The sequence below is a fragment of the Marinovum sedimenti genome (assembly GCF_054052205.1).
The window spans coordinates 1,593,093-1,605,547 of the sequence record NZ_CM133223.1 but is presented as its reverse complement, the minus strand read 5'-3'; the positions used below and the strand labels follow the sequence as shown (position 1 = coordinate 1,605,547).

Below are 12,455 nucleotides of genomic sequence, written 5' to 3'. Positions count from 1 at the left end.
TGCCGCCCTCTTTGTTACATTCCGCCGGTCTCAGACCTTGAGATTCGGGATGATCTGTTTCTTGCGGCTGACAACGCCGGGCAGAACAACGGTGTCACCCTTGGCTTCGACGTCAAAGCTTTTGGCAGCCACGGTTTTCACCAGATCGTTGGGCACCAGCAGTGTCGATTGCTCTTGCAGGATGTCGACGACGAAGAGCAGCACCTGATCAACGCCGTCTTCCTTGGCGACATCGACCATGGACGCCATCAGGCTGTCTTTGCGGTCGAGCACGGTCTTGGGCGAGGTGGTTTCCAGCACGGAGACGCGAAATTTGGTGCCGTCGATGGCGAATTCCTTGCTGTCCATGCGGAGCAGCTCGGCATCGGAAAAGGCCGAGACGTCGGATTTTGCGGCAAACATCTTATCGGCCAGATCGGCAATGTCGACACCCAGATCATCGGCCAGCGCATGGGCGACGGTCTTGTCTTCGTCAGTGGTGGTCGGCGAGCGGAATTCCAGCGTGTCGGAGATGATGCACGACAGCATCGCCCCTTTGATGCCTTTGGGGGCGCGCGCGATGTCATCGCCCATCATTTTGTACATCAGAGTGGCTGTGCAGGCGAGCGGCTCGATGCGGATGTCGATCGGGCCTTTGGTTTCGAGGCCGCCGACCAGTTTGTGGTGGTCAATGATGGCCAGGATGTCAGCGCTGTTGATCGCGTCGGGGAGCTCGGCTGGGTTATTGGTGTCGACGATCACGACAGGCGCACCGGCGTCCACGGTCGAGATGATCTCGGGTTTGGCGAGGTTCCAATGGTCGAGCACGAAGGCGGCTTCGGTGTTGGGTTCGCCGAGCAGCTTGGCTTCGGCGGGGGTGCCTTTCACTTCGGAAAGATACCAGGCCCAGGCAAGGGGGGAGCCGGTGGAATCGGTGTCGGGGGATTTGTGGCCGAAAACCTGAATGGTCATGTGCGTCGTCCTCGGGACTAATGAATTTCTCGCGCGTTATAAGGCCGGGTTGAGAGGATGTCACCCTGTTCGGACCGGGTGCGACGATGGGGCCGGAGGGGCCCGATCCATTGATGGATCGGTAAAAATCCATTGATGGATTTTGCGTCGCGTTGGATTGCGCGGTGGGCCCGATCCATTGATGGATCGGTGAAAATCCATCAATGGATTTTTCTTCGCAACCTGGTTGCGGGCACGCTGTTCTCTTAGCGCAGCATGGGCGGCTTGTCCGGATCGCTGCCGGGCGCAGGGCGGGCCAAAGGTTGCGCGGGTTGTGGCAAGTCAAAGCGCAACCCATGTCGGGCCAAGGCCGCCGCCGTCGGATCGCTCGCGGCAAAGAACGCCACGTCGAGCGCGCCCGCTTCGATGCCCGAGAAGGTCAGCGCTTCGTTCACCGCGCCGGCCAGCGCCGGCTCGGCCCCCGGTGCGGTGCCGACAAAGCCCAGAATGTGCCCCTTGGCCCCGCTGTCATAGGTCACCCCCGCCAGATAGGCGAAGCGCGCCAATCCCGTCGCACTGGCGAGTTTGGCATCGAGCGCCTGCAGCAAGGCGTCCGGCAGACCGGCAGGCGGCGTGACCTCTTCCAGACGCGCTTCGGCTTCGGTCGGGCCGTGCGCCAGCGTGGTGGCCAGCCAGTCAACCGCTTCGGGCGGGATCAGGATCGACGATGGAGCCACCTCGGGATTGACCGCCAACCCAATGCCCTGACCGGTCAGCATCGCGGCAATCGCCCGCCCCGACAGCGCGGCATAAGGCGAGATCTTGCCGGTGAACTGTGCCAGCCGCTCTTCGCGGTCAAACACCAGCACAAACCGCGCGTCCGCTACCTCGAACAGTTCGGGTTCGATGCTGTCGCCCTCGGGTTCGCGGGTCAGCAGCAGGAACATCTCGCTGTCGGCCAGCCGTTCGTAGAACCGCAGGCGGGCGGTGTCATCGGCGGCCTCGGCCTCCATCGCGGCATGTGCACTGTCAAGCACGGTGATCTCGGTCATTTCAGCACCTCCTGAACCCTGTCGCGCAACACCGGCAACAGGTCCGTTTCGAACCACGGGTTTTTCTTCAACCACCCGGTATTGCGCCACGACGGATGAGGCAAGGGAAAGACTTGCGGGGCCGTGTCGCGCCATGCCGCCACCGTGTCCGTCACCGTCGCGCGGGTCTTAAGATGCCATTTCTGCGCATAACCCCCCACCAGCAGCGTCAGGTCAAACGGCGGCAGGCTCTCCATCAGCGCCGTGCGCCAGGTCCGGGCACAAATTGGCGGTGGCGGCAGATCCGCACCTTTGGCGGTGTAGCCGGGAAAGCAGAACGCCATCGGAAAGATCGCCACCTGTGACGGGTCATAAAACGCGCCATTGCCGATCCCCATCCAATCGCGCAACCGGTCGCCGGAGGGGTCGGTGAAAGGCTTGCCGCTTTTGTGTACCCGCGCACCGGGGGCCTGACCGGCAATAAGGATGCGCGCCCCCGGCGCATATTGAATCACCGGGCGCGGTGCATGGCGCGTGGCCGTCGCCGCAAAGCGGTCGGTGCAGAGGGTGCAGGCGGAAATCTCGGCAAGAAGTGTCATCCGGGCAATGTGGGGGCGGGGGGGCGGTCTGTGCAAGTCCCCCGGCCTGATGTGCTCTGGCCTGATGTGCTCCGGTCTGATGCGCTCTGGCCTGATGCACTCTGGCCTGCCGCCCGCACCCCTGCCAAACCTCTGCGCAGGCGCGCGCCGCACGGCACAGGCGAGCGCGGCCTGATTATCAAATACGCTTTGAAGCCGTTTCCCCTCGCAAATTGCACCGCTTTTGGTCCACCTTACGTTGCGGGCACGCGGAATTTGCGCTAACCCAACGCTCAAATAATAGGGATGAGGGCCGGGAAAAATATGTATCGCGTCTGGAATTTTCTGACCAACTATTCACTGCTTTTGATCTTTGGCGCGTTGATCGCGCTGGTCTGGGCCAATCTGGACACGATCGCGCCGGTGGCGGGGAATGCGCATTATTGGGCGGACACCTACCACAACTTTGTCGAGTTCGTGATTTGGGATCACGCCCCCATCGGGCATTTGCATGACGGGCATCGCACCCTGACCCTGCACTACCTTGTCAACGATCTGCTGATGGCCTTCTTCTTTGCCATCGCGGCCAAGGAAGTCTGGGAAGCGGTGATCCTCGAAAACGGCTCTCTGCGCGGCAAAAAGGCAGCGACACCGCTGTTTGCCACCGCGGGCGGCATGTTCGGGCCGATCGCAGTTTACCTCGGGCTGGCGGCTGTTCTGGGATCGGAAACCTATAGCGCCGTGGCCAATGGCTGGGCGATTCCCACTGCCACTGACATCGCGTTCTCCTATCTTGTCGGGCGCCTTGTGTTCGGCGCGGGGCACCCGGCGGTGCGGTTCCTGCTTTTGCTGGCGATTGCCGATGATGCGGCCGGGCTTATCATTCTGGCGATCTTCTACCCCTCGGGCGAATTGGCCCCGGAATGGCTGCTTTTGTCGCTTGTGGCTGCTGTCGGCGTCTATGTGTTGGCCAACTGGCTTCCGCGCAAGCTGGACCGTGGCAATCAAGACCGTCCAACCTCGTCCTGGGTGCGCAAAACCCTGTCGTTCTGGCCCTACCTCTTGGCAGGTTGCTTTAGCTGGTACGGCTTTATGATGTCGGGTCTGCACCCCGCACTGGGCCTGTTGCCCATCGTGCCAACCATTCCCCACGCCGACCGCGCCTTTGGTATCTTTAGCGAGGCCGAGCAATATCTGACCGACCTTCTGAACATGATCGAACATGCGCTGAAGCACCCGGTCGAGATCGTGCTGTTCTTCTTTGGCCTGCTCAACGCCGGGGTCGAGTTTTCGTCGATGGGGCCTGCCACCTGGCTGGTGCTTGCGGGGCTGTTAATCGGCAAACCGATTGGGATTTTCCTCTTCGGCTGGATCGCGGCAAAGCCGCTGAAACTTGGCCTGCCAGAGGGGATGCGATTGATCGATTTGATCGTGATCGGCTTTGTCGCGGCCATCGGCTTTACCGTGTCGCTGTTCGTGGCCTCGGTCGCCTTTGATGCCGGTCCGGTGCAGGACGCGGCCAAGATGGGCGCGCTGTTCAGCTTTGCCGCCGCCATCGTGTCTATCGTTGCGGGCAAACTCTTGCGGGTTGAGAAACAGAACCTCTGACCGGCGTACACCGTTTGAAACAAGAACCGGCGTGGAGCGATCCGCGCCGGTTTTTTCATGGCCTGTGCAAAGCGGGGTCTGGGGGCCCGCAGCGCATACGCCACACCGGCCTCACCGGGTTAGGGCACCTATAAGCTTCGTTGAAGTCGGGCGCGCATTTGAGTCATAATCTAACCAAATTTGCCCTCTAAGACTGGGTTAACCAACCTCTGCTAAAAAGAGGTGAGCAGAACCCGAGGCCAGACAAAATGCTGGAATTTGATAACGTGAGCAAGTCCTTCTGGACTGGAACGCAGCGCAAGGTGATCCTTGATCGAGCGTCGTTTCGCGTTGAGCTGGGCGAATCGCTTGGCATTCTGGCCCCGAATGGCACCGGGAAGACGACGCTGATCAAGATGATGGCGGGGCTGGAAAAGCCCGATGAGGGCGAAATCAGGCGCGGTTGCCGCATTTCCTTTCCGCTTGGCTTCATGGGCGGGGTGGTCAGCAAGCATTCGGCGCATGAAAATGCCCGTTACATCGCGCGGCTCTATGGGCTCGACCCTGACTATGTGGAAGCCTATTGTCGCTGGCTCTGCGGTTTGGGCGAATATTTCGATCAGCCCCTCGGCACCTATTCCTCGGGGATGAGGGCGCGGTTTACCTTTTCGCTGATGTTGGCGCTGGATTTTGATATGTATCTGATCGATGAAGGCATGCCAAATTCGACCGACGTGGAATTCAACAAGAAGGCGGCGGCCATTCTGGCCGAGCGGCTTCGGACCACCACGATTATCATCGTGTCCCATCAGGCCAGCGTGCTTGAGAAATTTGCCCGTAAGGCCGGAGTTCTTCTGAACGGCCAGTTGATTATGTTTGAAACCTTGGAAGAGGCGAAACAGCTTTATGACTACCAAACCCAAGGCTAAGAAATTTCGAGTGGGCCGCGAAGGCCCGAGCAGCCTGCGCAATGTCGTTGGCCCAGGAGGCACGGGGTACGACCCGGCCGCCCCTGCAGAGACGCCGTCTGCGGCTCCGCCAGAGCGCCCTGTGGCTGCGCCGGCGGCTACTGCCGATCCGCGTGTCGAACGCAAACAGCAAACTGGCGCCACCATCGCCCGGATCACCGGCGCACAGCGCGCGCCAAAGCCAAGCGACAGCGCCAAGCAAGCGCCAAGCGCCAAGGATGCTGCCAAAAGTGCCCCGTCCAAAACACCGGAACCTGCACGTGACGGCGCGGTGGCTTCTGCCGCCGAGGTGGCCGGGGAAACCGATATGGAGGCGATCCGTCAGGAAGGTCTGACCGGGCGCCAGCTGCGTATGGCGCGGCGCATGTCGCAGAAACACGGACTGGCGGTGACGTCGGATTTTGACGCGGTGCGCCAGTTGCGCCAGCGCGGCATTGATCCGTTTCAGCGCTCCAACATGCTTGAACTTGTGGTGCCGGATCAGTCGGATGTCGAGAAAGCCAAACAGGTCCAACTGCCGCAAACGGTGCCGTCGCAGGACAAAAGCCTGCCCGCGACCGAACAGGCCAACCCGATGGAGCGCCGGATGCGCGAAATCGGTGAGATTCAGCGGGACATTGCCAAGCGTCGGCGGCGCAAATCCTTTCTGCTGCTGACCCGGTTGTTGTTCTTTGTCGGCCTGCCCACGCTGGTCTGTGGCTGGTATTTCTACATGGTCGCGACGCCAATGTACGCCACCAAATCCGAGTTTCTGATCATCGCCAATGACGGCGGCGGCGGTGGCATGGGCGGGCTGTTGTCCGGCACCCAGTTTGCCACCAATCAAGATGCCATCGCGGTACAATCCTACCTGCAATCCAAGGACGCGATGCTGCGGCTCGATCAAGACGTCGGCTTTCGCAGCCACTTCACTCAAGACTGGATCGACCCGATTCAACGGCTGAGCGATGATCCTTCGAACGAAGAGGCGTACAAGCTTTATAAAAAGAACATCGAGATCGGCTATGACCCGACCGAAGGCGTGATCCGTATGGAGATTGTCGCGGCCAATCCCGAGGTCAGCGCGCAATATTCCAAGGCGTTGATCACCTACGCCGAGGACCGCGTGGACAGCCTGTCGCAGCGCAAACGCGAAGATCAGCTGACCGGGGCGGAAGTCGCTTTGGAAGAGGCCGAAGCCGCGCGTCGTGACGCGCAATTGCGGCTGGTCGAGCTGCAACAGGTCTCCAAGGTGCTCGATCCCGAAGGGCGGATCGCTTCGTTGCGGCAACAGATCGGCAATATGGAGGTGCAGGTGCAAGAGCGCGAGCTCGAGTTGCAGGCGCTGCTGGACAACCCGCGGCCCAACCAGGCCAAGGTCGACGGCGCGCGCGGTGATGTGCGGCGGATGAATGCCTTGCTCGAACGGTTGCAGGCCGACATGACGCAAGCCTCGGAGGGCGAGAATTCGCTGGCGCAACTGACCTCGGAAATCCAGATGGCGCAGGCCGATCTGGCGACGCGGGATCTGATGCTGCAGGAATTGCTGACCTCGCTGAGCCAGACCCGGCGCGAGGCGAATTCGCAGGTGCGCTATCTGCAAACCGCGGTGGAACCGGTGCCCTCACAGGACGCCAGCTATCCGCGCAAATTCGAGAACACGATTCTGGCGTTCCTGATTTTCGGCGGCATCTATCTGCTGATTTCGCTGACAGCCTCGATCCTGCGCGAGCAAGTGTCGAACTGACGGCTGCGTTGGCCACGGGGCGAACCGATCCATCAATGGATCGGGTGCCCCCTCAATACCCGGCGCTGCGGTCGACGAGGTGCAGAAACGGCTGGCCCGCCTCACCGCGCAGGATGTTTTCGGCGACCACCTCGGCCCCCGGCCCGGGGCGCGTTTCCGAGGCGACGTGCGGGGTGACTGTCACCTTTGGATGCGCCCAAAACGGGTGCTCCTGCGGCAGAGGCTCCTGCCGGAACACATCCAGCGTGGCGTGCGCAAGCTGACCACTGTCGAGCGCCGCGATCAACGCCGCGTCCTCGATCAATGGCCCTCGGCCGGGATTGATCACAAAGGCTCCGGGGGCGAGCAGCGACAGTGCCGCAGCATCCAGCAGGTTCTCTGTGGCGGGCGTGTCCGGCAACAGCAACACAACGATCTGCGCCCCCGACAGAGCCGCCTGCAGGCCAGCCTCGCCGTGCAGACACCGAATCCCGTCGATCTCTTTGGGGCGTCGGCTCCAGCCGGTGACCGGAAAGCCAAGGCCCGCCAGCGCCTGCGCCACCGCACTGCCCAAAGCTCCAAGGCCTAAAACCGTCACCGGACGGTCAGCGGCCAGCGGGGCAGGGTCCCAATGCCACTCACGACCCGGATTGACGATATGGCTGTCCATCCCAAGGTGATGGCGCAGCGCATGGCCGCACACCCATTCCACCATCCCCTCGGTCAGCCCGCCGCCGACCATACGCGTCAGCGGCTGTGTCAGGGTCTCATTGTCCACGATGGCCTCGACGCCCGCCCAGATGTTGAGCACAGCCTTGCAACGGGTGAAGGGCGTGAAATCGCGCAGCGCGGAATCCGGCGCATAGACGATGTAATCCACCGCGTCCGGGGCCATCTCCATCGACAGTTCATAGGTTAAACCAGCCCGGTCAAGCGCGGCGCGCAGGGGCGGGGTCCAACTGTCCCATAGGGCGGGACGGGCGGCAAAAAGGATGTTGGTCATATCGCTCCGCGCGGTCTGTGGACATGGGCCGATTGTACAAGGCCAAAGCCGATCATCAAGATCAGCATTGCCGATCCACCATAGCTGACCAGCGGCAAGGGCACGCCCACCACCGGCGCCAGCCCCATCACCATCGACATATTGACCGCGAAGAACAGAAAGAACGTCGTGGCGATGCCAAGCGTCAGAAGCGCGGCGAACCGGTCGCGGTTTTGCAGTGCCGAGGCGACGCAGAAGGCGATGATCAGCGCGTAAAGCCCGAGCAGGGAGAAGGCCCCAATGAAGCCGAACTCTTCGGCCAGCGTGGTAAAGATGAAATCGGTGTGCTTTTCCGGCAGAAAGTTCAGCCGCGACTGCGTGCCTTGCATAAAGCCGCGCCCGGTCCAGCCGCCAGACCCCAGCGCAATCTTGGACTGGGTGATGTGATAGCCCGCCCCGAGCGGGTCAGACGAGGGGTCAAGAAAGGTATCGATCCGGCGAAACTGGTAGTTCTTGAGCAATTGCCAATCGGTGCCCCGGCTTTTGAACACCGCCGTCACCAGTCCGCCCGCACCGGCAATGACGGCGGTGAAATAGGCCCAATGCACCCCGGCCATAAACATCACCAGCCCGCCACCGGTCATCAACAGGATCGCCGTCCCAAGGTCCGGCTGGCGCAACACCAGAAAGGTGGGAAACAGCACCAGAAGCACCGGCACAATCACCCAGAACGGGCGCGAGGTCTTCTTGATCGGCAGCCAGTCGTAATAAGCGGCCAGCAGCATTACCAGCGTGATCTTCATCAGCTCGGAGGGTTGCAGCCGCATGAACCCCAGATCAATCCAGCGCTGCGCCCCCATACCCACCGCGCCGAACAATTCGACCGCGATCAGCAGCGCCACCGAGGTCATATAGGCCACCACCGCCATGTTGCGCCAAAACCAGATCGGCACCACCGCCACGATCAGCATCAGCACAAAGCCCAGCGCAAAGCGTTTCATCTGTGGTTCGGCCCAAGGCGTGAACGAGCCGCCCGCCACCGAATACAGCATCAGGAATCCGATCGATGCGACCGAGATCAGCAGCAGCGCCAGGGGCCAATTGAGATAGAGGATCTTTTGCGGGCCAACCGGCACATGTTTGACGTTGTACTCAAGATAGGACATCAGGCCTCTTCCCGGCCCGGTGCGCCATGCAGCGGACGTTCGCGCGTCAGACGCTCCTGCAGCGCTTGAATCGTGCTCCTGTCACTGGAGGGATAAGCGTCGAGCGGCGGGTCGTTGCCATAAAGCGCCTGTAGCGTCACATCGCGCGCAATCGGGGCCGCCGCAGTCGAGCCGCCGCCGCCATGCTCCACCACAGTGGCCACGGCAATGCGCGGGTTGTCATACGGCGCAAAGTTGACAAACAGCGCATGGTCGCGCCGGTTCCACGGCAGATCGCGGTTGTTGACCACGCCGCGCGCACGTTCGGCGGCGGTGATGTTACGCACCTGCGACGTGCCGGTTTTGCCCGCCATGCGCATCTCATCCGCGATGATCCGGCTGCGATAGGCGGTGCCGCGCCGGTTGTTAGACACTTCAAACATCGCTTTGCGGATCTGGCGCAGGTGGTTTTCATTCAGCCCAAGGCTCTCGCCGCCGCGCGAGGGCTGTTCGATGCCATCAATGGTCTTGATCATCCGGGGCGACAGCGCCCGCCCGGTGGCCAGCCGCGCCGTCATCACCGCGAGTTGCAGCGGCGAAGACAGCACAAAGCCCTGACCGATTGAGGAGTTCACACTGTCCCCGATCAGCCATTCGGCCCCGCGATTGGCGCGTTTCCACGCCTTGTCGGGCACCAACCCGCTGGTCACGGCGGACATCGGCACATCATGTGCCTCGCCCATGCCAAGCCGGCGGGCCATTTCCGCGATGCGTTCGATGCCCACCTTCACGGCGAGATCGTAGTAATAGACGTCACAGCTTTCGCGCAGCGATTGCTCAAGGTTCATGTGGCCGTGGCCGGCGCGCTTCCAGCAGTGAAACCGCCGCCCCGACACCTCAAGATGGCCGGGGCACCACACCGTATCGTCGGGCGAAATGATACCCGCGTTCATCGCGGCCAGCGCCGTCACCATCTTGAAGGTCGAGCCGGGCGGATAGGCATCCTGCACCGTTTTCGACGCCAGCGGACGGCGATCATTGTCGCGCAGCACGCCGTAATCCGAGACCGAGATGCCGCGCACGAATTTATTGGGGTCATACGCGGGCGAGGACACCGCCGCCAGCACATCGCCATGTTCAAGATCCAGCACAACGACGCTGGCGCTTTCTTTGCCAAGGCGGGCTTGGGTATAGTTCTGCAACGCGCTGTCGACGGTCAGTTGCACGGTCGCGCCGCTGGTGCCTTCGCGGCGGTCAAGTTCGCGCATGACGCGGCCGACGGCGTTGACCTCGACCCGTTTGGCCCCGGCATTGCCGCGCAGCACCTCTTCGAGCTTGGTTTCGACCCCGACTTTGCCGATCTGAAACCGCGGGATGCGCAGCAGCGGCGGCGGGTCTTCATAGGCTTTCAGGTCGCGTTCGCTCACCGGGCCGACATAGCCGACCACATGCGCCAGATCGTGGCCCAAAGGATAAGACCGCGACAGGCCAACCTCGGGGGTGACACCGGGCAGGGTGGGGGCGTTGACGGCGACACGGCTGATGTCTTCCCAGCTCACCCGGTCCGCCACGGTGACAGGCAGAAACGGGGCCGAGCGTTTCATCTCAAGCCGGGCGCGCTCGACCTCTTCGGGGTCGAGGGTGACAAGTTTGCCGAGCATGTCGAGCACAGCATCCACATCGCCCGCATCCTCGCGCACGATGGTGATGCGATAGGCGGGTTCGTTGGCGGCCACAGCCACGCCTTTGCGGTCAAAGATTTCGCCACGCGCGGGCGGGATCAGCCGGATGTTGATCCGGTTTTCCTCGGCCAGAAAGCGGAACTGGTCGGCCTGCTCCACCTGCATATCGCGCATACGCCAGCCCAAAAGACCGGCGAAACCGGCCTGAAGCCCGGCGACAATCAGCCCGCGACGGCCAATCTTGCGATAGCTTTCAATCGTGTCTTTGGGCGGGCGTCTCATGTCAGTCTTCCGGCGGCAAGTTCAGCATTGGTGCGGGCGCGCACCCCCAGAAGCAACTCTGAGGCCTGCGCCACAATAGGATAGATGGCCACGGTGAACAGCGCCTGCAAGAGTGACATCCCGAGCGGCGGGCGCGGCAGCAGGAAAACCGTAAGCGTCACGCGGTAGGCCAGCGCCACGGCCAAGACGGTGAGGGCGATCAGGATCAGCTCGGTGGCAAAGCCCGCGTCGCGCAATCCGGGGCCGCGCCGGCGCATCGCTTCGCAGGCCATGACGACCAGCGCCGCCATCAACCCGGGGGGGCGTTGATAGAACAGATCGGTCAGCAGAATGGCGGTCGCAACCAAGAGGGCGGGCACATAGTCGGGCCGGCGCAAGGCCCATGCGAGGCAAAGCGCCAATAGCAGGTCAGGGGCCGGCCAGCGGCCCGGTCCGGTTTGCAGAGGCAACAGGTGAAAGAACATGGTGATCAGCGCGAGGCCGATAAAGGTCAGGCGCATGATCCAGACGCGTGAGGCGGGGGCGTCAGCCATCGGCGGCCTCCTCAGCCTCGGGCGCATCGGCGTCGGGATCCGTATCGGGATCAGCGCCGGGGGCCGGAACCACAAGCTCGCCGGCGGTGTTGACGGCGGGTGTGCCGTGGTCGCGCAGAACCCGGAGGAATTCGAGCCGCTCGATGTCAGCCGAGAGCCGTACGCGCAGCCGTCCGCCCGGATCTTTGGCCACCTGGCCGATCACCAGCCCCGGCGGCAGCACCCCGGCGTCGCCCGAGGTGATCACCCGGTCGCCGGGCCGCACCTGATCTGAGTCTTCGAGAAAGTCGATCGGCGGCACCATTGAATTGTCGCCGACCACCAGCGCCTTTTGGCCCGAGGGCTGGATCAGCACCGGCACCTTCGACGAGGTGTCGGTGAGCATGATCACCCGAGCGGTGCGTTCGCCCACGCCCGAAATGCGGCCGACTAGGCCGAGCCCGTCCATCGCGGCCCAGCCATCCTGAATGCCATCCCGCAGGCCGACGTTCAGCAACAAGGACTGGCGAAATGGCGACCCGCTGTCGGCGAGCACAACGCCGGTGACATAGGTCAGCTGTGGGTCGAGGCGGACGTTGTTGAGATCGAGCAGGCGGGCGTTTTCCTGTTCGAGTTGCAGGGCGGCTTCTTTCCAGCTTTTCATTTGCTGCAATTCGCGGCGCAGTTCTTGGTTTTGTGCGTACAGCGATTGGTACGACCGGAAGTCGCGGAACAGATTGACCGTCGCCGTGACCGGGGCCATCGCCCAGGAAAAGCCGGGCATCACCTGATCAATCACCTGCGCGCGAAACCGCTCAACCCGCGGGCTGTCGATGCGCCAAAGGATGAAAAGAGCGATCAGACAGAGCAGTACGACAAAGGTCATCAGCCGCCGAAGCGGGCCTGCGTAGTCTTCCTGATGCGCGCGGTCTCGTGCCAACTTCGCGTCTCCGGTCGTGGTGTTGACCCGTCATGCCCCCGTCATACCACGGTCGGGCGGGCGCAATCCAGCGGCAGGCGTTCAACATTGCGCGGGAGCCTGATCCATTGATA

Annotated in this window: 11 protein-coding genes; 3 read left to right on the top strand and 8 right to left on the bottom strand. The window is 62.4% G+C overall.

What is annotated here, in order from left to right; translation table 11 throughout:
- Nucleotides 1–30: 30 nt before the first annotated feature.
- The 3 genes from ACW9UO_RS07705 to ACW9UO_RS07695 form a co-directional block, all read right to left on the bottom strand.
- Complete coding sequence (locus ACW9UO_RS07705; protein ID WP_457088379.1) at nt 31–951, bottom strand: manganese-dependent inorganic pyrophosphatase; 921 nt, start codon at nt 949–951, stop codon at nt 31–33.
- Between the two features lie 245 nt (nt 952–1,196).
- Entirely contained in the window at nt 1,197–1,982 is a 786-nt protein-coding gene (locus ACW9UO_RS07700) for an SseB family protein (RefSeq protein WP_457088378.1), read from the bottom strand.
- Nucleotides 1,979–2,560, bottom strand: coding sequence for a uracil-DNA glycosylase family protein (locus ACW9UO_RS07695; protein WP_457088377.1), 582 nt, complete (start codon nt 2,558–2,560; stop codon nt 1,979–1,981). Before ACW9UO_RS07695 ends, ACW9UO_RS07700 begins: the two co-directional genes overlap by 4 nt.
- A 303-nt stretch (nt 2,561–2,863) precedes the next feature.
- Between ACW9UO_RS07695 and ACW9UO_RS07690 the strand changes: the two genes are divergently transcribed.
- From ACW9UO_RS07690 to ACW9UO_RS07680, 3 genes are all read left to right on the top strand, one after another.
- The gene (locus tag ACW9UO_RS07690; protein ID WP_457088623.1) at nt 2,864–4,147 is read left to right on the top strand and encodes a Na+/H+ antiporter NhaA; all 1,284 of its coding nucleotides are present in this window, start codon (nt 2,864–2,866) and stop codon (nt 4,145–4,147) included.
- 248 nt (nt 4,148–4,395) lie between these two features.
- On the top strand, nt 4,396–5,055 hold the full coding sequence (locus tag ACW9UO_RS07685) for an ABC transporter ATP-binding protein (RefSeq protein WP_457088376.1): 660 nt from the start codon (nt 4,396–4,398) through the stop codon (nt 5,053–5,055).
- Nucleotides 5,033–6,820, top strand: a complete 1,788-nt coding sequence (locus ACW9UO_RS07680) for a capsule biosynthesis protein (RefSeq protein WP_457088375.1) — start codon at nt 5,033–5,035, stop codon at nt 6,818–6,820. The genes ACW9UO_RS07685 and ACW9UO_RS07680 overlap by 23 nt, the downstream gene beginning before the upstream one ends.
- Nucleotides 6,821–6,872: 52 nt before the next feature.
- On the opposite strand, the gene ACW9UO_RS07675 is transcribed toward ACW9UO_RS07680, so the two are convergent.
- The 5 genes from ACW9UO_RS07675 to mreC are packed head-to-tail and all read right to left on the bottom strand — an operon-like array spanning nt 6,873 to nt 12,342.
- Nucleotides 6,873–7,802 carry a 2-hydroxyacid dehydrogenase gene (locus ACW9UO_RS07675; RefSeq protein ID WP_457088374.1) on the bottom strand — a complete coding sequence of 310 codons (930 nt, stop codon included), beginning with the start codon at nt 7,800–7,802 and terminating at the stop codon, nt 6,873–6,875.
- Complete coding sequence (rodA, locus tag ACW9UO_RS07670) at nt 7,799–8,947, bottom strand: rod shape-determining protein RodA (protein ID WP_457088373.1); 1,149 nt, start codon at nt 8,945–8,947, stop codon at nt 7,799–7,801. The genes ACW9UO_RS07675 and rodA overlap by 4 nt, the downstream gene beginning before the upstream one ends.
- Complete coding sequence (gene mrdA / locus ACW9UO_RS07665; protein WP_457088372.1) at nt 8,947–10,890, bottom strand: penicillin-binding protein 2; 1,944 nt, start codon at nt 10,888–10,890, stop codon at nt 8,947–8,949. The genes rodA and mrdA overlap by 1 nt, the downstream gene beginning before the upstream one ends.
- Complete coding sequence (locus tag ACW9UO_RS07660) at nt 10,887–11,423, bottom strand: rod shape-determining protein MreD (RefSeq protein ID WP_457088371.1); 537 nt, start codon at nt 11,421–11,423, stop codon at nt 10,887–10,889. Before ACW9UO_RS07660 ends, mrdA begins: the two co-directional genes overlap by 4 nt.
- Nucleotides 11,416–12,342, bottom strand: a complete 927-nt coding sequence (gene mreC, locus ACW9UO_RS07655) for a rod shape-determining protein MreC (protein WP_457088370.1) — start codon at nt 12,340–12,342, stop codon at nt 11,416–11,418. Before mreC ends, ACW9UO_RS07660 begins: the two co-directional genes overlap by 8 nt.
- Nucleotides 12,343–12,455 lie beyond the last annotated feature (113 nt).

Bases quoted from the DNA above. Each gene is read 5' to 3' on its own strand.
- rodA (WP_457088373.1), bottom strand. From the start codon at position 8,947: ATGTCCTATCTTGAGTACAACGTCAAACATGTGCCGGTTGGCCCGCAA.
- ACW9UO_RS07700 (WP_457088378.1), bottom strand. From the start codon at position 1,982: ATGACCGAGATCACCGTGCTTGACAGTGCACATGCCGCGATGGAGGCC.
- ACW9UO_RS07690 (WP_457088623.1), top strand. From the start codon at position 2,864: ATGTATCGCGTCTGGAATTTTCTGACCAACTATTCACTGCTTTTGATC.
- ACW9UO_RS07685 (WP_457088376.1), top strand. From the start codon at position 4,396: ATGCTGGAATTTGATAACGTGAGCAAGTCCTTCTGGACTGGAACGCAG.
- ACW9UO_RS07660 (WP_457088371.1), bottom strand. From the start codon at position 11,423: ATGGCTGACGCCCCCGCCTCACGCGTCTGGATCATGCGCCTGACCTTT.
- ACW9UO_RS07695 (WP_457088377.1), bottom strand. From the start codon at position 2,560: ATGACACTTCTTGCCGAGATTTCCGCCTGCACCCTCTGCACCGACCGC.
- ACW9UO_RS07680 (WP_457088375.1), top strand. From the start codon at position 5,033: ATGACTACCAAACCCAAGGCTAAGAAATTTCGAGTGGGCCGCGAAGGC.
- ACW9UO_RS07675 (WP_457088374.1), bottom strand. From the start codon at position 7,802: ATGACCAACATCCTTTTTGCCGCCCGTCCCGCCCTATGGGACAGTTGG.
- mrdA (WP_457088372.1), bottom strand. From the start codon at position 10,890: ATGAGACGCCCGCCCAAAGACACGATTGAAAGCTATCGCAAGATTGGC.
- ACW9UO_RS07705 (WP_457088379.1), bottom strand. From the start codon at position 951: ATGACCATTCAGGTTTTCGGCCACAAATCCCCCGACACCGATTCCACC.